Below are 23,667 nucleotides of genomic sequence, written 5' to 3'. Positions count from 1 at the left end.
GTGGTCGAGCAGGCACACTGAAGGCGATGCGCCACTACTCCGTGCACCTCGAGTTGGGGACGGTCGCCGCCTACGGGCACTACGGGCGGCCGCTGCTGGTCTTCCCCACCGAGAAGGGCAACGCCTGGGAGTGGGGCGACAACGGCATGGTGGCCGCCGTCGAGGATCTGATCGAGGCCGGCCGGGTCAAGCTCTACTGCGTCGACTCGTACGACGAAGGGACCTGGTCGGCCCATCACCTGCCGCTCGAGGAGCGGGCACGGCGCCATGACGCGTACGAAAACTGGATCTTGAATTTTGTCGTTCCGCACATCAATGACGACAGTGGCGGCGACGCGCGGATAGCCACGGTGGGCTGCTCGCTCGGCGCGTATCACGCCCTGAACTTCGCCTTCCGCCGCGCCGATCTGTTCCCGCTGGCGATGTGCTTCTCGGGCAACTACGACCCGGGCACGTGGAACGCCTGGGGCGAACGCGGTGACGCCGTCTACTTCAACAATCCGGCGGACTACGTCGCCAACCTGCACGGCGACCACCTGAACTGGCTGCGCGAGCAGTTGTCGATCCTGCTCGTCTGCGGTCAGGGCATGTGGGAGGACACGACCGGCGCGCTCGCGTCGACCCCGGCCATGGCCGCATTGCTGCGCGACAAGGGCATCCGGCACGAGCTCGACCTGTGGGGGCCGGACACGCCGCACGACTGGCCGTCGTGGCGCGCGCAGATCACGAAGCACCTACCGCGATTCTGCTGAGCCCGGAAAAATCATCGGGACCCGTGCAACCGTACGGGCGAGCTGTTGGTCCTTCCCTCGACAGTTCGCGGACGGCGGGGAGGGTGCGTGGAGGCCGAGGAATCGGTAAGACAGGCGTACGAGGCCTATTACCGCCGGCTCGTGGTGCAGGTCTCGGGCCTCGTCGGTGATCTGACCGAGGCCGAGGACGCCGTGCACGAGGCGTTCGCCCGGGTGCTGGCCTCGCCGCGGTCGTTCCTGCGGGCCGACGACGCCGAGCGCTGGTTGCGCGTCGCCGCCCTGAACGTCGCCCGGACCCGTTACCGGCGGCGCTGGCTGTTCGACCGGCTGGTGCGTGCGGGCCGGGTCGAGGTGGCTCCCGCCTCCGTCCCCGGGCTGTCGGCCGACCGGGTCGCGCTGCTCGCCGCGCTGCGGCAACTGGCCCCGCCGACCCGCGAGGCGGTGGTGCTGCACCACCTGGCCGACCTGTCGGTGGCCGAGGTCGCGGCCACCCTGGGCGTCCCGGAGGGCACGGTCAAGGCCCGCCTGACCCGCGGCCGGGCCGCCCTCGCCCGCCATCTGGCCGACGAACCGATGCCACTGCCCGAGGGGGTTCGCCATGCCTGAGACCCAGTTCGAGCGTCTGCGGTCCGACGTCGGCGAGGCCGTGCGCCAGCCTGACTTCCTTTCCGTACGCCTCCGAGCCGCCCGCGTCCGTCGCCGGCGCGCCGCCACGACGGCCGCGATCTTCCTGGTGACCGTCCTGAGCCTGACCGGCCTCGGATACGCCGTACAGCGTGACCACCGCGGCGCCGCGACCTTCCCGGGTGGTCCCACCGCGGAGACGCCCTGGCCACGGATGACCTCGGTGGTGGCGACCGGGAAAGACCTTTACGGCGTTCTCGTACGCTGTCCCGACTGCGCCTCGGAGCTGTACGCGACCTCCGACGGGGGCGATTCCTGGCAGCTCCGCACCGTCCCACCGGAACCGGCCGACGCCGACACGCCGCGTTCGGTGTCGCTCGTCGCGCTGGCTCCCGGCATCCTCGGATGGCGGGACGCCCGGGTGATTCCGATCCACGAGGCGATCAGCACCGAACCGACGGCCGATCGGCTGTGGATCACGACCAACGGGGGCGGCAGCTGGCAGAAGGCCGTCGTGGACCGGAAGCCGGTGGCGGCCGTACCCGCGGGCACGAGCGCGGTCGGCTGCGAACTGCCGGCAATCTCGACCTGTGCCGTCGCCGCGGTCGACCCGGCCACCGGCACGCTGGCCCCGCTGGCCGCCCAGCCCAAAGGCATAGTCGTCGACCCGTCGTGGCCGGGCCAGGTGAACGTGCCGGCCGGCGGACGCCTCTGGGTGCCCGGGCTGGATCCGGTCACGAAGAAGCCGGCCATCGCGACCAGCGCCGACGCCGGACGGACGTGGCGCACCCACGTCTTCGCCGACGGTGTCGCGGCCGTCTATCAGGGCGGCACGACCGGGATGATGTACGTGCCGCGGGTGGCCGCCGGTCCCGGTCCGACGGCGTACGCGCTGACCTACCGCGCCGACGACGCGGTCGATGCGCGCTACACGACCGACGGCGGGGTCACCTGGCGTACGGGGGAAACGCTCCGCGAAGGGACGGCGATCGACTCGTACGTCACCGCCTACGGCGAGCACGTGGTCACGACGGGAACCGCCGCGGTCTCGGCCGACGGCACCGGCCCCTACACCGCGGTCTCGCTGGCCGGCTATCCCGCGGAACCCGTCGAGCTGACCCGGATCACCACGGCGGCGGCGACCGAGCGGTACCTGGTGAAGTCGCAGATCGGCCCGTACGTGTCGCACGACGGCCGGACCTGGCGGCGCGTCCCTCTCCCCTAGCCCTCTGAACGCACTCGCACCGGACTGACTTCGGCCACACCCGGCGATGGCGTGCGCCCGAAAAGAGCAGATCTTGACTCAGGACGATCGCCGGGTGCCCGGTCTGGACGGGATCCGCGGACTCGCCGCACTGTACGTAGTGGTGCACCACTGCCGGCTGCTGGCGTTCCCGGGGTATCCGGCCGACACCGGTCCGGCCGCGCTCGGCTGGCTGATTCACGGGCGGCTTGCCGTCGTCGTGTTCATCACGCTGTCCGGGTTCTCGCTGGCTCTCGCGCCGGCCCGCAACGGGTGGCTCGTTTACGCGCGGCGCCGGGCTCGGCGGATCCTGCCGGCCTACTGGGCGGCACTGGCCCTCAGCTTCCTGATCGCGGCGGCACCGCCGGCCCCGCAGTCGATCCTCATCTACGGACTTCTGCTGCAGGACTTCGTCGCCGCCCCGGCGCCCAACGGCGCGTTCTGGTCGATCGCCGTGGAAGCCACTCTGTATGTGGCTTTCCCGCTCATCGTGCTGGCCCGCAGGCGGATCGGTGCGATCGCCACGCTCGCCGCGGTCACCGTGCCGGTGGTGGTTACGGGCCTGCTCGTGCCGGGCCTGGCGACCGGTGCCCGGGCGACCGGCTACACCTGGGAGCTCGCCCCGCTGTTCACCCTGGGCGTGCTGGCCGCCGGAGTCGTCACGGCCCGCGACCGGCCCTGGTTCGTCCTGTCCGCCCTCGCCGCCGCGCCGGTACTCACGCTGATCGCCGTCCGCGGTTCGGTGTGGACGATCACCCACTACTACTGGCTGGACCTCGCCATCGGCCCGGCGATCGCCCTGTTTCTGGCCGGCGTGGCCACCCGCCGGGTCGCCTTACTGGATTGCCGGCCGTTACGTGCTCTGGGCGGCTTCTCGTACAGCCTCTACCTGATCCACATGCCGATCGTCGCCCTGATCAGCACCGTGATCGTGACGCCGCACACCGGATCGCGCCGGACCGCCTTCGCGATCACCGTGCTGCTGGCGGTCCCCTTGTGCCTGATCGCGGCCCGGCTGTTCGCCGCCGTCTTCGAGACTCCGTTCCAGCGACGCCCGGACGTCACCGCCGGTCGGGCCGGACCCGCCGCAACAGCACGCCCCCGATCACGAAGACCAGCCCGGCCAGCACCTGGACCAGCACCGCGTCGCCGGTGACGGGCAACGGATCACCGGCGTGCGCCACGGTGAGATCCAGGCGCATCGCGCGAACCGATCCGCTCGGGTCGACGCCGCTGGCCACGAGCGAGTGGGCGCCCGCGGACAGGTTCTCCGGCACGCTCACCCGCACCCGGAACGCGCCGGTCTCGTCCGCGACCGCGTCGACGAGCGTGACCGGTTCCGAATAGACGCTGATCCGCACGGTGGAGTGGGCCGCGTATCCCGTGCCGGAAACAACGATGGCATGGCCGGGCCGCGCCGTCGCGCCGTTGTCGGTGCCGAGTTTCAGCCCGGTCCGCGGTGGCTCGGCCGCGATCGGCGGCAGGACCGGCGTCACGACAGCGGAAGCCACCGATTCGGACCACGCACCGGTGTCACCAAAGGCCAGGACCTTCACCGTGTACGACGTTCCGGCCGTCCCGCCGAGCACACAGTTCGTCGTGCTCGTCTCACACATGGCCGGACCCGGGCCGGCGACCGCCCGGTAGCGGACCGCGCCGTCGCTCGCCGCCCACGAAACGTCGATCGACGAGTAGCCCGCGCGCACCGACACGCCACCCGGAGCCGACGGCTTCACCGGGGTCGTCGTCGGCGCGGACGTAACCGGCGCAACCGATGCGGGCGCGGACGTAACCGGCGCAACCGATGCGGGCGCGGACGTCACCGGCGGGATTGATACCGGCGCCGACGTGACCGGCGGCATTGACACGGGCGCGGACGTCACCGGCGGCATTGACACGGGCGCGGACGTGACCGACGGGACTGATACCGGCGCCGACGTGACCGACGGGACTGATACCGACGGGACTGATACCGACGGCGACGTGACCGGCGGCATTGATACCGGGGCCGACGTAATGGGCGCGACTGTTACGGGTGACGACGCACTGGGCGCGTCTGATGCGGACGTCGAGGGCGCCGGTGTCGCGGCGTCGGGCTCCGGGGAAGAGCTGGTGGGCACCTCGGTGAACGGCGCTTGCGGCCGCACGACGGCCGTGGAGAGGCTGGGGATCGAGGTGCCGATCTCGTTTCCGGTGTTCGTGGCCCGGACGCTGAACGTATAGCTGACGTCATTGATGAGCCCGGTGACGATGCACCGGTCCCCTGCGGTGGTGCACGTCCGGCCACCCGGCGAGGCCGTCACCACGTACGCGTTGATGGGCCGTCCCCCGTTGCCGGTGGCACCGAACCACTTCACCTCGGCCTGTCCGTCCCCGGCGGCGGCCTTGACCTCGGTCGGCGGGTTCGGCACCGTGCGCACGGCGAGCGCCGTGACCCCGGTCAGGCCGGTGACCATCGGCGCGGGTGCGGCTCCCTCGGCCAGCCGGACCACCCGATCGTTGTCGAGGTCGGTGGCATAGACCCCGCCGTCCTCCGCGACCGCCAGGCCGTCGAACCCGCCCGAGCCGAGCGTCGCATGTTTCCCGGCCGGACCGATCCGGATCACCCGGTCGGTGTCCCGGTCGACGACATAGAGGTTGCTCCCGCGGTCGGCCGCCAGGGCAACCGGCCGGCCGTACAGCCCAAGCGCGAAGGACGATGTCTGCTGGCCGGCGAGGGTCCGGGAGACGATCCGGCCCCCGTCGGTGCTCGCCGCGTGGACCGTTCCGGCCTCGTCGACGGCCATCCCGGCGATGAAGCGCAGCCCGGTCAGGGCGACGCTCCCCTGCTTCACCGCGCCCGGCTTCATCGTCCTGATGCCCCGGTCGCGGGTGGCGACGTAGACGATGCCGTCCCGATCGACCGCGAGCCCGGTGGCCAGACCGAGATCGGCGAACGGCAGCGACACGTCCGCACCGTCCGGGCGGATCTGAACGATCTTGTCGTCGCCTCGTACGGCGTAGAGGCTGCCGTCGTCGCCCAGGGCCATCAGGCGCGCACCCGCGTCGCTGACCGGGGTCCGGGTCCCGTCCGGCCCGACCCGCACGATCCCGGACGTGTCGGCCACGAACACGACGGCCCTGGGCACATGACCGGAGGACGCCGCCGTGCGCGCCGGCCGGAACAGCGTGGCCGTCCCGCCCAGCGCCAGGGCCAGCGCCGCGGCCGCGGCAGTTCGCGGCAGCCAACCGTGCATGTGTCATCCCGCGGGGGTGTGCGTTCCCGGTGTGCGATCCGGGATCGCTTCCCGCACGCTATCGACGTTTCCCGGACGCCACCCCGAGCATTGACGACAACAACTGCCCCGACCGCCCTCTGGAATAGATTGGTATGAATGTTAACTACCTAGGTTGATCGGCGGAGGGGTGCGGGCCGTTCGAGCCATTGATTGACCGACGTCTATAACGCCAGGGTGGGTCGACTGCCATCGCATATCCACGGGGGAATGCCATGCGTGTGCCGCAGCGCCTCAAGCTGTGCTTCTTAGCCGTTCCGACTCTCGTCGCGGCCATGCTGGCCGTACCCTCGCCGGGTGCCGCCGCCCCGGCCGCGCCCGTCGCGCCGCCCGGCGCGGGGCCGGTCGACCGGGGTCTGCCGCCGGAGGCCACCGCCAACCACGGTCTGCCCGCGGGGCAGGAGATGCCGGCCGTGCCGCCCGCGGTCGAGGCCGCCGGCAAACCCGAAAAGGTCGGGACCACGGCGCGCAACGAGCGGCGGGCCGCCACCGCCCGGGCCGTCAAGGCGAACGCCCAGCTCGCCCCGCCCGGCACGCCTCTGGTGCGGCCGGGCTTTCTGCTGGGTGACACGAGTCTGGTCGTCTATTTCGACGCCGATCCGAGTGACTGGGAACGCTGGTGGGCGACCGTCCGCGACGTCGAGTCGGGCACCGAGCAGCGCTCGATCGACCTCGGCCCGGACGACTTGAACCGGTGCTCGTTCCCGGCCACCTACTGCCGCAGCTTCGGAGCGGCCGAGGGCTGGATTCTCGACCCGGCCCGCAAGTACACCGTGACGATCACCGCGGCGATCGGGGCCGAAGAGCTGAGCAGTGCCGAGTCGGCGCCCGCGCAGCCGCGCAAGATCGACACGCCGCCGTCCGTACCCGCCAGTCAGGCCGTGGGCTGCGGTTGTGCGACCGTGCTGGGCACGACCGTACGGGCGCAGGCCTTCCGCGGTCAGATGGTCAACACCGGCACCGGCACGTATCAGCGGGTCGAGCAGGACTTCGCGATGCCCTCGTACGGCATCCCGTTCCGGCTCGCGCGCTACTACTCGTCCGGCAACACGGCTCAGGGCATGTTCGGGCCGGGCTGGAGTTCCACGTACGACATCCGGATCGTCGCGGCCGACGGCGGCGCGGCCCGGGTGCGGGCCGAGGACGGGGCCGAAGCCGTCTACACCAATGGCGCCGACGGGACCTACAGCGCACCCCCGGGCGTACGGGCGAAACTGACCAAGGTCGACGGCGGGTGGGAGCTCGTGCCGCCCGACCGGCGCGTGCTGCGGTTCGACGCCGACGGCAAGCTCGTCTCGATCAAGAACCCGCGCGGGCACGGCGTGACCCTGACCTATACGGCGGCCGCCAAGATCGACAAGATCACCGACGCGAGCGGACGGGTCGTCAAGTTCGAGATCCGGGCCGACGTCGGGCTGGTCAGCAAGGTGACGATGCCGGACGGGCGCTCGGAGCAGTTCGACTATCAGAACGGCCGGCTGCTCAAGGTGCAGGACGCCCGTCGCTACACGAGCAGCTACGGCTACGACGCGGCCGGCCGCCTGAACACGGTGACCGACCCGCGCGGCACCCGGCAGCTGCTCAACGAGTACGACGCCACCGGCCGGGTGGCCCGGCAGACCGACGCGCTGGGCGGCGTGACCACGTTCGCCTGGGACGCCGGTCAGCAGCGCGCGACCACCACCGACCAGGACAACGTGGTGGTCATCGACGGCTACCGCGACAACGTGCTGCTGTTCAGCCGTAACGCCAACAACGACGTGGTGAACACCCGCTACGACGGCAAGCTGCAGAAGAACCTGGTGGTCGACCCCAAGGGCAACCAGGAGCAGACCGCCTTCGACGCCGACGGGAACCCGCGTACGCGGACCGCTCCTGAGCCTTTCGCGTTCGAGCAGGTGAGCGAGTTCGACGGGCGGGGCAACCAGACCACGTTCACCGACGGGCGCGGCCAGAAGTGGATCTATACCTACAACGAATACAACGAGCTCACCAGCCAGCGGAACCCGGAGCAGAAGAGCGGCTACCGGTACGAGTACGACGCCAAGGGCCAGGTCGTCAAGCGCACCGACCCGAGGGACAAGGCGACCACGTACACCTACGACACCGACGGCAACCGCACGGCCGAGATCGCGCCGACCGGCCGCAGGACCGCGATGACGTACGACAAGACCGGGCGCAACACGTCGATCGTCGACCCGCGCGGCACCGTTTCCGGCGCCGACCCGGACAAGTACCGCACCCGCTACGAGTACGACGCCGAGAACCAGATCGTCGAGATGCGCCGCCCGGGCAAACTGCTGCCCTACCGGTGGACCTTCGACGAATTGGGCCAGTTGGCCGTCGAGACCGATCCCCTGGCCGGCAACACCCTATACACGTACGACAAAGCGGGTCGTTCGACCCTGGTGAAGGACCCGGTCGGCAACACCGTGGCCAACTCCTACACCCCGGCCGGGCGCCGCAAGACGGTGACCGTCAACCCGGGCGAGCTCAACCTGACCACGAGCTGGACCTATGACAGCACCGGCCGGGTCGCGACCGAGGTGGCGCCGCTGGGCAATGCCGACGCCGCCCAGGCCGCGCTCTACACCAGCAAGTTCGTCTACGACTTCAACGGCAACCTGGTGCAGGCCGACCGCCCGTACGGATCGGGTGGCACCCGGGTCAAGGTGGACACCGCGTTCGACGCCCTGGACCGGCCGGACCAGCAGGTCGACCAGCTCGGCAACGAGACCGCGGTGCGCTACGACAACAACGGCAACGTCGTCGGGATGACGGACGAGAACGGCGAGACCCTCACCAGCTCGTTCGACGGCGCCAACCGGCGTACGGGCAGCTCCGCACCGGGTGGCGGGGCCAACGCGGGCATCGAGTACGACGAGGTGGGCAACCCGACCAGGCAGACCACCCCGACCGGCGGCGTGGTCACCTGGAAGTACGACGACGACGGCCGGGCGATCGAGGTGGTCGAGCCGCGCGGCAACGTCGAGGGCAACAACGCCGCCGACTACACCACCAGATACGCGTACGACCAGGCCGGCAACCTGGTGACGACGACCGACCCGCTCGGCAACGTCACCACGTCGACCTGGGACGCCAACGACCGGATGGTGGCCCGGACCGACGCCAACGGCCACACCACGAAGATGGGTTACAACGACAACGACTGGCTGACCTCGGTCACCGGACCGGACGCCACCCTGTTGTCGACCACGTATCAGTACAACGCGAACGGCCAGGAGATCCGGCGGACCGATCCGCTGCTCCGCTCGACCTACACGGAATACGACAGGGCCGGCCGCGAGGTGGCCACCACCGACCAGCTGGGCCGGCGCAGCGAACTCGTCTACGACGCCAACTCGCAGCTGGTCAAGGAGGTCACGGCCCGGATGCTGCCGAGCCGGCCGGATCCGGACGCGACCATCTTCTACACGTACGACAACGTGGGCCGGCTGATCGCCAAGAAGCTCGGCGAGAACGGCACCAGTTATACGTACGGGTACGACGCCAAGAACCAGCTGACGTCGGCCGCCGACCCGACCGGGGTGCAGTCCTACAAGTACGACAAGACCGACCGGCTCACCGAGGTCGCGCGCGGTGCCGACGTCTTCGGCTACACGTACGACCAGGAGGACCGGATCACCGGGCGCACCTACCCGGACGGCACGGCGATCGCCGCCGAGTACGACGACAGCGACCGCGTGACCTCGCTGACCAGCACCAAGGGCGGCACCAGCGCGCGTTACGGGTTCGCCTACGACGTGGCCGACAACCTGACCCGGACGACGTATCCGGCGTCGACCGGCGTGGTCGAGAACCGCGCCTACGACCGGGCGGGCCGGATGACCTCGGTCGCGGCGGCCAAGGGCGACACCGTCCTGTCCGGCTTCGACCTGACCCTGGACAAGGTGGGCAACCCGACCCGGATCACCGAGACCAAGGGTGAGCCGGGCCAGCCGACCAGCACCGAGGCCACCGCCTACAAGTACGACGAGGCGGACCGGCTCACGGCGGAGTGCTCCGGTGCCCAGTCGTGCTCGGGGTCGAGCGCCGAGCGCACCGACTACACGTACGACCTGGTCGGCAACCGCACCACCAAGACGGTCAAGTCGCCGGCCGAGAACACGCTGACCAAGTACACCTATGACCCCGGCAACCAGCTGATCCTGGAGACGACGCTCGGGTCGCGCGCCAACATCAAGGCGTACGGCTACGACCTGCAGGGCAACCAGATCAAGGCCGGGTCGGACAAGTACGAGTACGACCTCGACAACTCGTTGAAGTCGGCCACCGTGGACGGCCGGACGACGAACTACTCGTGGGACGCGGTCGGGAACCGGATCAAGGCGGTCACCGGCAGCGGCGCCGAACAGATCGTCCAGACCTGGCAGTGGGACGTCAACAACCCGCGGCCGCTGCTGGCGAGCGAGACCCAGAACGACGCCCGGCGCAGCTACCTCTACAACAGCGCCGGCCAGCCGCTCGGCCTGATCGCGGGCGCGGCGACACACTCGTACCTGCACGACTGGCTCGGCGGCGTGTCCGGAGTGGTGTCGGCGCAGGGCACACCGGAGTGGTCGTACGACTACGACGCGTTCGGGGTGACCGAGAGCAGGAAGCTGAGCGATGACGCTCCGGACAACCCGATGCAGTACGCCGGGTCGTACCGGGACGTCAGCCAGGGCGACCGCTACGCCATGGGCGCTCGCAACTACGACCCGGGCACGGGCCGGTTCGACTCGACCGACCCGCAGGCGCAGCCGAACACCGACCCGGCCGTGTCGTCGTACTCGTACACCAACGCCCGGCCGACCGTGCTGACCGACCCGACGGGCGAGGACCCGACCGGCAGCGAGGGGCTCTCCAGCAGCCCGACCGCGATCGACTACCGGTTGAACAACCCGGACGCGGCGGCGGCCAGCACCGACGCCAACGTGCCGGACGGCGGCACGGTCGAGGTCGACAACCCGGAGTGGCTCAGCGCCAAGAAGCTGGTCGACGAGGCCGACGGGTTCGTCAAGCAGATCGGCGACGAGATCGTCAACCTCATCCTCGACCTGGTCGGGTTCAACGACGCCAAGGCGTGCGTCACCGAGGGCGACATCGTCGCGTGCATCTCGACGGCGCTGCAGGCAGTGCCGTGGGGCAAGGTGTTCAAGGCGGCCAAGGTGGCCATCAAGGCGGTCGGCGTGGGGCGCCGGCTGGTCGACGCGTACACCAATCTGAAGGCGGCCCGGAAGGCGCTGACCTCGATCCCCCAGCGGATCAGGAAGCTGGTCGACAAGCCACTGACGACGGTGAAGTCGGGCGCGGCGAGACAGGTGGAAAACACCGTCAAGGCGGCCAAAGACATCGGCGGCAAGGCCAAGGCGACCGCGAAGAAGGCGGCGACCCGGGCCAAGAGCGCGAAGTCGGCGACCGAGGAGAGTTGCAAGGTCGCCAAGGGCGCGAGCAAGCGGCTGTCCAACTCGTTCGTGGCCGGGACGCTCGTGCTGATGGCCGACGGCACCAGCAAACCGATCGAGCAGGTGCAGCCGGGCGACACCGTGCAGGCCACCGACGCCGCCACCGGGGTCACCCAGCCGCAGCAGGTCACCGCGGCGATCGTCGGTAAGGGCGACAAGAGCCTGGTCGAAGTCACGCTGAAGACGGGAGACAAGGTCACCGCGACCGCGGGGCACAAGTTCTGGAGCCCGGAGAAGGGCTGGGTGCCGGCCACCGACCTGAAGGCCGGTGACAAGCTGCGCGGCACCACCGTCACCGCCACGAGCGAGTGGCAGGCCAGGACCACGGTCTACAACCTGACCGTCGACAACACCCACACCTATTACGTGGTGTCGGGCAAGTCGCAGGTTCTGGTCCACAACTGCATGTCGACCCAGGCCATCACCGAACGCCTGCAGGACCACGTCAACGCGGTCGTGGAGGACTTCGAGATGGGCCGGATCGGGCTGAGCCGGGCCCAGCAGGAAGCGGTGTGGAAGCGGGCCCGGGAGAAGAGCCGGGAGACCGGATCGTCGATGTATGAGATGTTCCGCGGCGACGTGATCGACGAGATGGTCAAGAACCGGGTCAAGCAGGACCCGAAGCTCAACAAGATCCTCAAGATCTGCCGTCGTTACGAGGCTTGCCCGGACTTCCACGAACCCGGCCGAAACGTATGGTGGGACATGACGACCGAGGGTGACTTCGGTCAGCACGGCAAGGACTACACCAAGCCGTTCGGCCGCGGCATCCACCTACCCACTCGATAGATTGAGGAGTTCGTCGTGGCGCGCAGGGATCTGATCGAACGGTGGCGCACCGGGGACGGCCGCGAGGCCGCGCTCCGGGGGCTGGCCGGCGGGTCCCTGCCCACGACGGACCTCCGCGGACTGCCCGCGGCCGGCCTGGAGTCGCAGGGCGTCGCGGTCACCGGCGCAGACCTCCGCTACGCGACTCTCGCGGAGGCCCGACTGGAGGGCGTGCGCTGGGAAGCGACGAAACTGGACGGCGCCGACCTGTCCGACGCCGTGTTCACCGGCGGGTCGCTCCGCGGGTCCACGATGGTGCGGGCCGTCCTGCGCGACACCGTCGTCGCCGACACCACCTGGGAGTCGGTCGACCTCACCGGCGCGAAGATGAACCACTTCAAGGCGTCCCGGGTCGCCTTCCGGCACTGCACCTTCCCGGCGCTGACCAAGGTCGATTTCACGGCCTGCACCTTCGAGGACTGCCGGTTCACCGGGGCGCTCGACGAGGCCCGCTTCCTGGGCCGCGGTTCGGCCTCGGTGCTGCGCCGGGTCACCTTCGAATCCGACAGGTTCCGGTACGCCGAGTTCGACGGCATGGAGTTCGACGACGTCACCTTCCCGCCCGGCGACGCGATCGTGGTGGTGCCGCGCGGCTTCCGGGCCGTGGCCGAGCGGGCCGGCGTGCTCTCCAAGAGCCTGGACGACGAGACCGGCCGCGAGGTGCGCCGCTTCCTGTCCTCGGAGTCGCTGCGCCCCGGGCTGAGCGACACCGCCGGCTGGGCCGCGGGCCGGGCCGACCTGCCCCCGGGCACGGCCGAGATGCTGCACGAGGCTCGCGAGGCATAGCGCTCAGGTCGGCGCCGGATACGCCGACAGGGCTAGCATGGTGGCCGTTCTCCGGGCAGCCGCGGTCCTGCTGACCGTCTCCTTCGCGCTGACCCACCTGGTGGCCTCCGAGCCCTGGTGGGCCTCCGCGATCACCCTGAACGGCGTCTACTGGTGCGCCACCGCCCTGGCCGTCCTGCGGGCCGTGCGCGTGCGCACGCACCGGGCGGCCTGGGCGCTGATCGCGGCCGGCCTGTGCTGCTACTGCGCCGGAACCGCGTACACCTGGATCGTGCAGTTGCGCGGCGGCCAGCTGCCCTACCCGTCGCTGGCCGACGCGGCCTGGCTCGGCTTCTATCCGCTCGCCTACTGCGGCATCCTCGGCTTCTTCGGCCGCCGCCCGTCGAGCCGGCTGCTCCTGGACGGCACCATCGCCGGGCTGGGCGGGGCCGCGCTGTTCTCGGTGCTGGTCGTCGATGTCCTGCTCGGCCACGACACCGAGCACGGGATGGCCCAGCTGGTCACGCTGGCCTATCCGCTGGGCGACTCGTTGCTGCTGGGGACCCTGGTGTGCCAGGTGACCGCGGGACGGTCGGTGGCCCCGCGCAACCCGGTGCTGATCGCCGGCCTAAGCGTCTTCGTCGTCGCCGACACCGCCTACGTCGTCGGGTCGGCCCAGGGCTGGTACGACTCCAGCGCCCCGGCCAACGTCCTGTACCTGACCGGGCTCACCCTCATCGGCACCGCCGCCTGGCATCACCGACCGGCCCGACCTTCCTCCCGTACGCGGTCATCCGGCACCGGATCGTCCATCGCGTTCGCCGTCGGGGCGCTCGTGCTGCTCACCGTGGCCACCCGGGTGCACCTGTCGGCGATCACGGTGGCCCTGGCCGGGCTCACCCTGATGCTGGTCGTGGCCCGGGTCTTCGCCGCGTTGCGCGAACTCGAGTCGATCGGCGAGCAGCGGCACGGCGAGGCGCGACGTGACCCGCTGACCGGGCTGGCCAACCGGCGGGCCGTGCTCGAACACGTCGACGTCCTGCTGGCCCGGCGCCAGCCGATCGCGATGCTGCTGCTCGACCTGGACCGGTTCAAGGAGGTCAACGACTCGTACGGGCACCCGGCGGGCGACCAGGTGCTGCGCGAGGCGGCCGGCCGGCTGCAGCAGGTGACCCGCCACTCGGATCTGCTCGGGCGCCTCGGCGGGGACGAGTTCGTGCTGGTCATGGCGGGCGAGAACCTGACCACGGACGAGGCCGGGCGGCTGGCCGGGCGGATCCGGACCGGGCTGCTCGAGCCGTTCCTGATCGACGGCGTGCAGATCACGATCGACGTCAGTATCGGGATCGCCACCGACGGTGATCAGGACGCCAACACGCTGTTCCAGCACGCGGACATCGCCATGTACAACGCGAAACGGGCCGGCGGCGGGCACGTCGTCTATCAGCACGACGACGACCGGGAGTCCCGAACCCGGCTGGAGCTCACCTCGGCGTTGCGCCGCGACGTCGGCACCACGGCGATGACCCTGCATTACCAACCGAAGCTGGACCTGCGTACGGGAAACATCCGGGGTTACGAGGCTCTGGTCCGCTGGCAGCACGCCGAACGCGGACTGCTGATGCCGGACGTGTTCCTGCCGATCGCCGAGCAGAACGGACTGATGCCGGACCTGACGCACAACGTGCTGTCCCAGGCCGTCCGGCAGTGCGCCGAGTGGCACGCGGCCGGGCGGAACGTGTCGGTGGCGGTCAACGCGTCGGCCACCGACCTGCGGTTCGAGCGCTTCCCGCACGAGATCGCGACCCTGCTGGAGGAGCACGGCCTGCCGGCGCGGGCCCTCACCATCGAGATCACCGAGACGATGATGCTCACCGACTGGGCCACCACCGACCGGGTGCTCGACCGGCTCACCTCGATGGGCGTCGGGGTGTCGATCGACGACTACGGCACCCACCACTCGACGCTGTCCTACCTGCGGCGCCTGCACACCGCCCGGGAACTCAAGCTGGACCGCTCGTTCATCGCCGACCTGCTGACCGCGCCCCGGTCGGCCACCATCGTGCGGTCGACCATCGAGCTGGCCCACGCCCTCGGCATCACCGTCGTGGCCGAGGGTGTGGAGGACGCCGCACAACTGGAACGGCTGCGCGAGTGGGGATGCGACCAGGCGCAGGGCTACCACATCGGCCGCCCCGCGCCGCCCGGGGCTTTAGAAGCGGCCGCTCAGTTCGCGAAGTCCTGAGTGAACCAGACCTTGCCGTCGCTGCCGCGGGCCACGGCCAGACCGATCCGCTTGAAGCCGGCGTTGAGCAGATTCTTGCGGTGACCGTCGTTCGGCGGCACCTCGGCCAGCATCAGGTCGGTGAGCCCGTTGGCCGCGGTCAGGATCGACGCGTCGTTGTTCTGGGCGTTGCCCTGACCGATGTTCTCGCCGGCCGAATTCCACTTCACGCCGGCCGCGGTGAAGCGCTCGCCCAGGCCGAGCTCACCCGGGCACTGATGGGACAGGCCGCACCCGCCGACCATCAGGGCCGTGTGGGCTTCGGCCGCCTTGGTCAGGTTCGCGTCCAGCACGTACGGGGTGAGGTTGTTCGCCGTGCGGGCCGCGTTGATGTGGGCGAGCGCCTGAGTGATCACTGACTCCTCCGACGGTGGGGTCGTCGGAGGAGTCGTGGGGGCGGCCGTCGTGGGCGCGACGGTCGGTTCTCCGGTGGGGGCTGTCGTCGTGGGGGGAACGGCCGTGGGCGGAACCGTCGTGGGGGCCGTGGTCGGCGGTGCCGTCGTGGGGGCGACGGTCGTCGGCGTGGCTGTGGGAGCTTTCGTCGGGCGGGTCGGCCGCGGACGGTGCCGGTACTGCGAGTCGCCGAGGTGGGCGGCGGCCGGGCGGGCCTGCTGCTGGCGGTGATCGCCGCGGGTCTGGGCCGAGGCGATTCCGGCGGCACCGGCGCCCAGCACGCCCAGGGCCACGGTGGCCAGGACGAGCATGCGGGTGCGGGTGGGCCTGCGGTGACGCGTACGCAAGGGGAACCTCATCGATCTCTCGTGGCGGGGGCCGAAGAGACTCTGCGACGCGGCGCCCGGCAACGCACCATTTCTAAGGAAAACTTCAAGAAGTGGTGGGAACGCCAACCCCGCACCCGGCGCCCGGTTCGCCGATAGTCTGACCAGGTGCACTTGATCGTCGAGGTGGGCAGCCAGCTCGATCCGGACGTCAGCTGGCCCGAAGGCGCGGCGCTGACGATGTTCGCGGGCGAGCCCGTGCAGCTGATGCTCTTCCTGAGCCATCCGCACGAGCTCGAGGTGAAGGCCGTCGCGGCGGCCCCGACCCAGTTCGCGTGGGTCGACAGCGAGCATGCCGGCGTCCTGCTCTACCGGCTCGGGCCGGTGCTGTCATGGTCGGAGGCGACCTACACTCCGCACCTGTTCGAACCGGACGAGGGCCTGCCCAGCATCGACGACGACGCCCTGGTGCAGATCGTTCTCGTCGACCGCGACACCAACATCGTCAAGGCGCTGCACCGGGTGCGCTGGCCGGAGGAGTTCGCCGCGGCCGTACGGGCGTCGGTGACCCGGATGCGCGACACGCCCTACAGCCCGCTGGCCTACGAGCACGCGCTGGCCGCCCTGCACCGGCGCTATCCGACCCCCGAAGACATGGTGGTCGACCGGGCCGACGCCCACTGCATCGCCGTGCCGGTCACCGGCGGCCTGGACTGACCAGCCCGTTCTCGTAGCCGAAGACCACCGCGTGCACCCGGTCACGCAGCGAGAGCTTGTGCAGGATCCGGCTCACGTGCGTCTTGATCGTCTGCTCGGCGATGAACAGCTCCTTGGCGATCTCGGCGTTCGACATGCCCATGGCCACGTGCCGCAGCACCTCGCGCTCCCGGTCGGTCAGCGCGTTGAGCGCGGTCGACGGCGGGGTCGGCTGCGTCTCGACGAAGTTCTCGATCAGCCGGCGGGTGATCCGCGGGGACAGCAGCGCCTCGCTGTCGGCGACGACCCGCACGGCACGCATGAGTTCCTCGGGTTCGCTGTCCTTGAGCAGGAAGCCGCTCGCGCCCGCACGCAACGCCTCGTAGACGTAGTCGTCGATGTCGAATGTGGTGAGCATCAGGACGCGGGGCGTATGAGTGCTGCCCGCGGCCAGGATCTCGCGCGTCGCGGCCAGCCCGTCCAGCTCGGGCATCCGGACGTCCATCAGCACGACGTCGGGGCGCAGGCTACGCGTCCGTTCCACCGCCACCCGCCCGTTCTCGGCCTCGCCGACCACGGTCAGATCGGGCTGCGAGTCGAGGATCGCGTGGATGCCGGCCCGGATCATGGGCTGGTCGTCGACCACCAGGATGCGAATCATTCCGCGCTCTCCATCGGAAAGGTTGCCGTCACCAGATAGCCCCCGTCGGGGCGGGCGCCGGTCTGCACCGAGCCGCCCGCGAGCCGGGCCCGCTCCCGCATCCCGACCAGTCCGTGGCTGGGCCCGCCATGAGACTCCTCGATCGGGCGCGGCAGTTGTGTGGGCAGATCGTTCTCCACCCGTACGGTCAGATCGCCCCCGCCGAGCCGCACACTGACCCGGGTCGGCGCCCCCGGGGCGTGCCGGACGACGTTGCTCAGCGACTCCTGGACGATGCGATAGGCGGCCAGACCCACCGTGTCGGGCAGGTCGGCCTGCTCCAGGTCGCCGTCCACGGTCAGCTCGACCGGGATGCCGCCGCGCCGGGCCGAGTCGGCCAGCTCGGACAGGTGCTCGAGGTCGGGCATCGGCCGCAGCTCGCTGTCCGCGTCCTCGTCGCGCAGCAGCGCCAGCAACTGCCGCATCTCGCGCAACGCCCCGCGGGTGCCGGCGGCGATCCGGCCGAACTCGTCGCGGACCGCCGGATCGAGATCGGGCAGCCGGTACGCGGCCGAGGTGGCCTGCATGTGGATCACCGACATGCTGTGCGCGACCACGTCGTGCAGCTCGCGGGCGATCCGGTTGCGCTCCTCGACCAGGGCCCGCTGGGCCTGCTCGAGCTCGACGTCGCGCCGCACCTCGGCCAGCTGCCGGCGGGCGGCGTCGCGCTGGTTCCAGGCGATCATGCCGAACAGCACCAGCACCGACGAGGTGGCGTAGAGCACCAGCGAGAAGTCGCCGTCGTCGAGAGCCCGGCCGCGCGGGTCGGCCAGCACCAGCACGATGCAGACCAGCGCGCTGGCCCACCAGGTGAGCACCGCGTCGCGCCAGGGCCGGGTCGCCCCGATCAGCCCGATGTGCGCGATCAGCAGGATCATCACCGGCGGCGGCAGCGGCCACAGACCCGCGGCGTCCGGCTGCACCCAGGCGAACGTACCCACCCCGGCCAGTTGCAGGGCGAGGGCGGGCCAGGGCGCGCGCAGGGCCAGGGGCAGCGCCGCGCACTGGGCGGTGGCCGCCGCGTACGAGACCAGCAACGGGATGTCGTAGATCGAGGTCATCAGCAGCGAGGTGACGACCAGCAGGAACCCGGCCACGGCGCCGACCACCAGCACCCACAGCCGGCGCACCGGTTCCCTGCTCACCACGTCCACACCCGCGACGTTACCGACCCGATCACGCTCCCGGCGTCCCACCGGCGAGCCATCCGACCCCCTACCACGGAGCTACGCCGAACGGCTCCGCGGACGGACGCCCGGAGTGCCACCGTCCCCCGACTCTTCTCGGCATGGATCTGACACAGGCCGTGCTCGAGCACCCGTACCTGGTGCTCGGTCCCCTCGTGCTGCTCGAGGGGCCGGCCGCGACGATCACCGCGGGCACGCTGGTCGGGGCCGGGCTGGCCGTGTTCTGGCCGATCTGGCTGATCGTCGTGCTGGCCGAGGTGGTCGGCGACAGCCTGCTCTACCTGCTCGGCCGCTCGGCCCGGCGGCCCTGGGTGGCGCGGCTGCTGCGCAAGGTGAAGCTCGACCGGCTCGCCGCGATCCCGCTGCCCCGGCTGGTCATCACCGCGAAGCTCGTCGACGTCGTCGCGCTGCCCGCCTTCATCTGGGCGGGACTGAACCGGATCCCGTACCGGAGGTTCGCCGCGTGGGTGGGGGCCACTGCCGCCGTACGCGGAACGGTCCTGATCGGTCTCGGTGCGCTGCTCGGCAGCCGGCTCACCGGCCTGCTCGACCGGCCCGGCGGCATCTTCCTGCTCACCGCGGCCGTCGCCGTGCCGGTCGCGCTCGTCCATCTCGTCATCCGCCGCATTCATACCCGAAGGGCACAACAGTCATGCGAATCCTCATCGGTGCCGACACCTACGCCCCCCACGTCAACGGAGCCTCGGCCTTTGCCCAGCGCCTGGCCGTGGCGCTGACCGCCCGGCACGAGGTGCACGTCGCGGCGCCCTCGACGACCCGCCGCAGCCACACCGGGATGACCCGGGAGGGCATCGTCGAGCACCGGGTCCGCTCGCTGCCGGTCCCCGGTCATCCCGGCTTCCGGTTCAGTCCGCCGGTCGGGCTGCGCGCCGTCGCCCGGCGCATCCTCGACGAGGTCAAGCCGGACGTCGTCCACGTGCAGAGCCACTTCCCGCTGTGCCGGGCGCTGGTCGGCGCGGCGCGCGAGCGGGGCGTGATGGTCGTCGCCACCAACCACTTCATGCCCGAGAACCTGGTGCACTACCTTCCGTTCGGCTCGTCGGCCGTGCACGGGTGGGCCTGGCGTGATGCGGCCCGGGTGCTGGCCCGGGCCGACGTGGTGACGGCCCCGACCCCGTACGCGGCGGCGCTGGCCACGGTCGCCGGCGTGCCCGGGCCGGTGCTGCCGCTGTCCAACGGCATCGACCTGACGCGTTTCCGCGAGCTGCCCACGGCGGCCGAGTTCCGGCTGCGCTACGGCGTGCCGGACAAGCCCACCATCACGTACGTCGGACGGCTCGACGCCGAGAAGAACCTCGACGTCGTCATCCGCGCGTTCGCCGAGGTCCGCCGCAGCGTCGACGCCCAGTTGCTGCTGGTCGGGGCGGGCGCCGGCCGCCGGACGCTGAAGGCGCTGGCCGTGTCGCTCGGGGTCGGCTCCGATGTCGTCTTCACCGGTTTCGTGGCCGACTCCGACCTTCCTTCCGCGTACGCGGCCACGACGGTCTTCGTCAACGCCGGCACCGCCGAACTGCAGAGCCTGGTGACGCTGGAGGCGATGGCCTGCGGCCGCCCGGTCGTCGGGGCCGACGCCGCCGCCCTGCCCCACCTGGTGCTCGACGACGAGACCGGCTACCTGTTCCCGCCCGGCGACAGCTCGCTGCTGGCCGCCCGCCTGGTCAAGCTGCTCGAGGACCCGTCTCTGACGCGCGCCCTGGGCCGCCGGGCCCGGGAGGTGGCGTCGCAGCACGACGAGGTGCGGACGGTGGCCGCGTTCGAGCAGCTCTACGCGATCCGCCCGGCTCGCGCGGCGGCCGTCGTATGACCGCCACCATGGCCGGGACGGGCACGTCCCGCTGGTACCGCCACGCCCAGGTCAGCCTGGGCGTGGCGGTCGCCGCCGGCACCGGCCTGCTCGTGGCCGGCGACGTCGACCCGGTCCACGAGATGCTCAGCGACGCGATCCAGACCGTGCCCGGTGCGGTGCTCCTGATGGTGGCGGCGTGCGCGCTGGCGTCGGCCGGACTCTGGCTCGCGGCCGGTGCCTGGCGCACCCTCCCCCGTCCGGCGCTGTTCATCACGCTGGTGCTGGTGTGGTCGGCCGCTCTGGTCGCGGTGGCGTTCTTCCCGACCAATCTGCCCGGCACCACACCCGACATGTTCGCCGTGGTGCATCGCGTCGGGGCCGGACTGATGGCCGCACTGCCCCCGCTGTTCGCGTTGCTGCTGGCCGAACAAGCGACCAGCCCACGCACGGTCCCGCTGCGGGTGGCCGGCCTGACCACGCTGGCGGCCTGCATCGCGTTCGGGGCCATGCACGGTCCGTCGGTGCTTCTGGGGGCGGAGCCGTTCCCGTACGTGGGAATGATCGAACGCATTCTGCTGGCGCTCGTGCTCGTGGTGGCCGGCCTGTGCACCTGGGTCCTGGACGGCTCCTCCGGTGCTACCGGTGTCCCGCGGCGGCGGCTCGACCGGGCAGGCGTGTCGTGACCTGGTCGCGCACCTGTTCCAGACGTTGCGCCGTGGCCAGGGAGCGGATGCGGGCCTGCTTCGACGCGTGAGCCGCGGCGGCGGACCGGCGGGCGGCCTCGGCGGCGAACCGGGAGTACTCGACGGCCCGCTCGCGGGATCGACGGGCGTGGTCGAGGAGCGCGCTGCTCGACTGGACCGCGCTCATCGCCGCATCACGCGCACGCGTGAACCCCTCCGTCAACGCGGCGGACGTAGGATGTTCGCAATCGCGGGGTAACGCTTCGCTTCGGCGGGGTACTTCTCGACGGCCCCGGCAGGGAGCATCGTGATGTCGGTACAGCGATTCGAACGCTCCGCGACGGACGCCGATATCGCCATGGACATCCTCAACGACGTGTTCATCCCCGAAAAGCCGTTCCAATTGCAGAGCACCGGGCAACCCGTACGCCTCTCCCTGCGCGGCGTGCAGTCCGGCGACCTGCACGCGACCCGGTTCAGTTGGGGCGACCTCGCGTGTCACGGCGTGGCGGCTCCGTTCGGCGACTTCACCACGGTCACCCTGCTCTCCGGTGGCATCAACTGGTCGGCCGGTCACGAGCGGCTCGCGTTACGGGGCGGAGACGTCTTCCGGGTCAGCACAACCGCCGCGAACGACGCCATGTATGTCACCTACGACATCATCACGATCAGCGTCCCGACCGCCGTCATCGAACGAGTGGCCGAGGCCCACCTCGGCGCCGTCGGCCCCAGCCTGCGGTTCGACGGGATGGCCCCGGTGTCCGCGGCGGCCGGCCGGCAATGGCTCACCCTGGCCGGCTACGTGCGGCAGATGTTCACCACGCCCGGGCCCGGCCTGGACAGTCCGCTGATCCTCGAACGACTGATCGACATGATCGCCGCGGCCGCCCTGACGATCTTCCCGAACACCACCATGACCGGCGTCTACCAGGCCGGCCCGGGCCGGGTGGCTCCGGCCGCCCTGCGCCGCGCGGTCGCCTACATCGACGCCAACGCCCACCGGCCGATCAGCCTGACCGACATCGCCGACGCCGCCGGCATCACCGGCCGCGCCGTGCAGGCCGCGTTCCGCCGCCACTACGAACTCACTCCGATGGCCTACCTGCGCCGGGCCCGCCTCAACGGTGCCCACCGCGAACTGCAGGTCGCCGACCCCGCCACCGGCGCCACTGTCGCGGCGGTGGCGGCGCGGTGGGGATTCGGGCCGGCCTCGGGTTTCGCGACCTTCTACCGCGAGCAGTTCGGCGTGTCGCCGAGCCACACCCTCCGTACCTGATCAGTTACGCCCTCTGTTGCACCCTCCGTTGCACCCTCCGTTGCACCCTCCGTTGCACCCTCCGTTGCACCGGAGTGCGTCCGGGCTTGCACGAAAGCACCCCATCGTTCGCTACTCTCCGCAACCTCCGGACGTCTTCTCGGCCCGTGACCACGCGCTTGACCTACCCAGATCGAAGGTGGAGGCCGCCTGCCGGAGCCGCTCCCAAGTTGCGACCTCCCCGGCCGTCACGCAAAGTGAGGATCAAGGTCGCGACTTGCGCCGGCCGAAAGACGGGGGTCTATGTTGGGAATTGTTCTAGCTTGTCCCTCTCCCCCGGAGGATTCCCCATGCGAAAGTCAAGGTTCCTCATCGCGGCCACGGCCCTGACGGTGACGTTGGGCGCCGGCCTCGCGGTCAGCTCCCGCAGCGACACCGCCGAGGCCGCGGTCGTCTGGAACGAGGACTTCAACGGTCCGGCCGGCAGCGGCGTCGACGAGTCGAAGTGGAGCTACGACACCGGCGGCAGCGGCTGGGGCAACCAGGAGCTGCAGTACTACACCCCCGGCACCGAGAACGTGGCCATGGACGGTCAGGGCAACCTGGTCATCACCGCCCGCAAGGGCAGCGGCGGTCACAACGACTGCTGGAACGGCGCCTGCCAGTTCACGTCGGGCCGCATCCAGACCGCGGGCAAGTTCACCCAGAAGTACGGACGGGTCGAGGCGCGCATCAAGGTGCCGGACGGTTCCGGCCTGTGGCCCGCCTTCTGGATGCTCGGCGGCAGCAACTGGCCGACCGACGGCGAGATCGACATCATGGAGGTCGTCGGCCGCGAGCCCAACCAGCTGTTCGGCACGCTGCACGGCCCCGGCTACTCGGGCGGCGAGTCCTACGGCAACCTGATCACCTCGGGCACGCCGTGGCACCAGGACTTCCACACGTACGCGGTGGACTGGTCACCCAACCTGATCGTCTGGACGGTCGACGGCAACGAGTTCTTCCGCGCCACACCCGACTCGCTGCGCGGCGCCAAGGGCAACGTCGACTGGGTGTTCGAGCACGAGTTCTTCATCATCCTCAACATGGCGATCGGCGGGAACTTCGGTCAGGGCAACCCGGCCGGGCTGCCCGACGAGAGCAAGATGCTGATCGACTACGTGCACGTCAGCTCCTAGGGTGCGTCGGGCGGATCACGCGGGTCTGCGGTGCGGTCCAGGCGGTGGCTGACGTCGGCCGCAGGGCGGTCGCATCCCGGTGATGCCCCTATGGATGTCAAGCGGGTGTGGTGATGGCCTGGGTGATGAGTTGGTAGAGCTCTCGGGCTATGTAGCGTTTGAGGCAGCGGATGGCTTCGCGGCGGGTCTTGCCTTCAGTGGTG

General features: G+C 70.6%; 18 protein-coding genes. 13 read left to right on the top strand and 5 right to left on the bottom strand.

The features are described 5' to 3' along the window. The first annotated feature begins 26 nt into the window (after positions 1–26). The 4 genes from KOI35_RS15515 to KOI35_RS15500 all read left to right on the top strand — a co-directional run bounded on the left by KOI35_RS15515 (position 27) and on the right by KOI35_RS15500 (position 3,775). Positions 27–752 carry an esterase family protein gene (locus tag KOI35_RS15515; protein ID WP_215788088.1) on the top strand — a complete coding sequence of 242 codons (726 nt, stop codon included), beginning with the start codon at positions 27–29 and terminating at the stop codon, positions 750–752. Between the two features lie 87 nt (positions 753–839). Then, complete coding sequence (locus tag KOI35_RS15510; RefSeq protein WP_215788086.1) at positions 840–1,358, top strand: sigma-70 family RNA polymerase sigma factor; 519 nt, start codon at positions 840–842, stop codon at positions 1,356–1,358. After that, positions 1,351–2,601: a hypothetical protein gene (locus tag KOI35_RS15505; RefSeq protein WP_215788084.1), complete on the top strand. Its 1,251-nt coding sequence runs from the start codon at positions 1,351–1,353 to the stop codon at positions 2,599–2,601. Before KOI35_RS15510 ends, KOI35_RS15505 begins: the two co-directional genes overlap by 8 nt. Before the next feature lie 73 nt (positions 2,602–2,674). Beyond that, complete coding sequence (locus KOI35_RS15500) at positions 2,675–3,775, top strand: acyltransferase family protein (protein WP_215788083.1); 1,101 nt, start codon at positions 2,675–2,677, stop codon at positions 3,773–3,775. Here KOI35_RS15500 and KOI35_RS15495 read toward each other — a convergent pair. Beyond that, complete coding sequence (locus KOI35_RS15495; protein WP_215788081.1) at positions 3,681–5,855, bottom strand: fibronectin type III domain-containing protein; 2,175 nt, start codon at positions 5,853–5,855, stop codon at positions 3,681–3,683. The genes KOI35_RS15500 and KOI35_RS15495 overlap by 95 nt on opposite strands. 314 nt (positions 5,856–6,169) lie before the next feature. Here KOI35_RS15495 and KOI35_RS15490 point away from each other — a divergent pair, with 314 nt between their 5' ends. Genes KOI35_RS15490 through KOI35_RS15480 form a run of 3 tightly spaced genes read left to right on the top strand, consistent with a single transcriptional unit; the run spans position 6,170 to position 15,200 of the window. Then, entirely contained in the window at positions 6,170–12,151 is a 5,982-nt protein-coding gene (locus tag KOI35_RS15490) for a DUF6531 domain-containing protein (protein ID WP_246613227.1), read from the top strand. Between the two features lie 15 nt (positions 12,152–12,166). Beyond that, complete coding sequence (locus KOI35_RS15485; RefSeq protein ID WP_215788076.1) at positions 12,167–12,976, top strand: pentapeptide repeat-containing protein; 810 nt, start codon at positions 12,167–12,169, stop codon at positions 12,974–12,976. A 37-nt stretch (positions 12,977–13,013) separates the two neighbouring features. Further along, the gene (locus KOI35_RS15480; RefSeq protein ID WP_215788074.1) at positions 13,014–15,200 is read left to right on the top strand and encodes a putative bifunctional diguanylate cyclase/phosphodiesterase; all 2,187 of its coding nucleotides are present in this window, start codon (positions 13,014–13,016) and stop codon (positions 15,198–15,200) included. Here the strand turns inward: KOI35_RS15480 and KOI35_RS15475 are convergent. Next, entirely contained in the window at positions 15,182–15,991 is an 810-nt protein-coding gene (locus KOI35_RS15475) for a CAP domain-containing protein (protein WP_215788072.1), read from the bottom strand. The genes KOI35_RS15480 and KOI35_RS15475 overlap by 19 nt on opposite strands. Positions 15,992–16,126: 135 nt before the next feature. Between KOI35_RS15475 and KOI35_RS15470 the strand changes: the two genes are divergently transcribed. Then, positions 16,127–16,675, top strand: coding sequence for a hypothetical protein (locus KOI35_RS15470; protein WP_308121012.1), 549 nt, complete (start codon positions 16,127–16,129; stop codon positions 16,673–16,675). Here KOI35_RS15470 and KOI35_RS15465 read toward each other — a convergent pair. Together KOI35_RS15465 and KOI35_RS48915 are read right to left on the bottom strand one after the other, a co-directional pair. Beyond that, entirely contained in the window at positions 16,656–17,315 is a 660-nt protein-coding gene (locus KOI35_RS15465; RefSeq protein WP_215788070.1) for a response regulator, read from the bottom strand. The genes KOI35_RS15470 and KOI35_RS15465 overlap by 20 nt on opposite strands. Then, positions 17,312–18,502 (bottom strand): sensor histidine kinase, encoded by a 1,191-nt coding sequence (locus KOI35_RS48915; protein ID WP_215788068.1) that lies wholly within the window; start codon positions 18,500–18,502, stop codon positions 17,312–17,314. Before KOI35_RS48915 ends, KOI35_RS15465 begins: the two co-directional genes overlap by 4 nt. 140 nt (positions 18,503–18,642) lie before the next feature. On the opposite strand from KOI35_RS48915, the gene KOI35_RS15455 reads away from it, so the two are divergent. From KOI35_RS15455 to KOI35_RS15445, 3 genes are read left to right on the top strand one after another with little or no spacing between them, the layout of a single operon-like run. Continuing rightward, the gene (locus KOI35_RS15455) at positions 18,643–19,278 is read left to right on the top strand and encodes a DedA family protein (RefSeq protein ID WP_215788066.1); all 636 of its coding nucleotides are present in this window, start codon (positions 18,643–18,645) and stop codon (positions 19,276–19,278) included. Continuing rightward, positions 19,194–20,366, top strand: coding sequence for a glycosyltransferase (locus tag KOI35_RS15450; RefSeq protein WP_215788063.1), 1,173 nt, complete (start codon positions 19,194–19,196; stop codon positions 20,364–20,366). The genes KOI35_RS15455 and KOI35_RS15450 overlap by 85 nt, the downstream gene beginning before the upstream one ends. Further along, on the top strand, positions 20,363–21,031 hold the full coding sequence (locus KOI35_RS15445; RefSeq protein ID WP_215788061.1) for a DUF998 domain-containing protein: 669 nt from the start codon (positions 20,363–20,365) through the stop codon (positions 21,029–21,031). Before KOI35_RS15450 ends, KOI35_RS15445 begins: the two co-directional genes overlap by 4 nt. Here the strand turns inward: KOI35_RS15445 and KOI35_RS15440 are convergent. Next, positions 20,985–21,218, bottom strand: a complete 234-nt coding sequence (locus KOI35_RS15440; protein WP_215788059.1) for a hypothetical protein — start codon at positions 21,216–21,218, stop codon at positions 20,985–20,987. The genes KOI35_RS15445 and KOI35_RS15440 overlap by 47 nt on opposite strands. A gap of 123 nt (positions 21,219–21,341) precedes the next feature. Here KOI35_RS15440 and KOI35_RS15435 point away from each other — a divergent pair, with 123 nt between their 5' ends. Continuing rightward, positions 21,342–22,307 carry a helix-turn-helix transcriptional regulator gene (locus tag KOI35_RS15435; protein WP_215788057.1) on the top strand — a complete coding sequence of 322 codons (966 nt, stop codon included), beginning with the start codon at positions 21,342–21,344 and terminating at the stop codon, positions 22,305–22,307. A gap of 329 nt (positions 22,308–22,636) precedes the next feature. After that, complete coding sequence (locus KOI35_RS15430; protein ID WP_246613226.1) at positions 22,637–23,464, top strand: glycoside hydrolase family 16 protein; 828 nt, start codon at positions 22,637–22,639, stop codon at positions 23,462–23,464. Positions 23,465–23,667: the final 203 nt, after the last annotated feature.

The organism is Paractinoplanes bogorensis (assembly GCF_018829635.1).
GTDB classification, from domain to species: Bacteria; Actinomycetota; Actinomycetes; order Mycobacteriales; family Micromonosporaceae; genus Actinoplanes; species Actinoplanes bogorensis.
The sequence above is the reverse complement of the archived record's forward strand: the minus strand, read 5'-3'. Positions and strand labels throughout refer to the sequence as shown.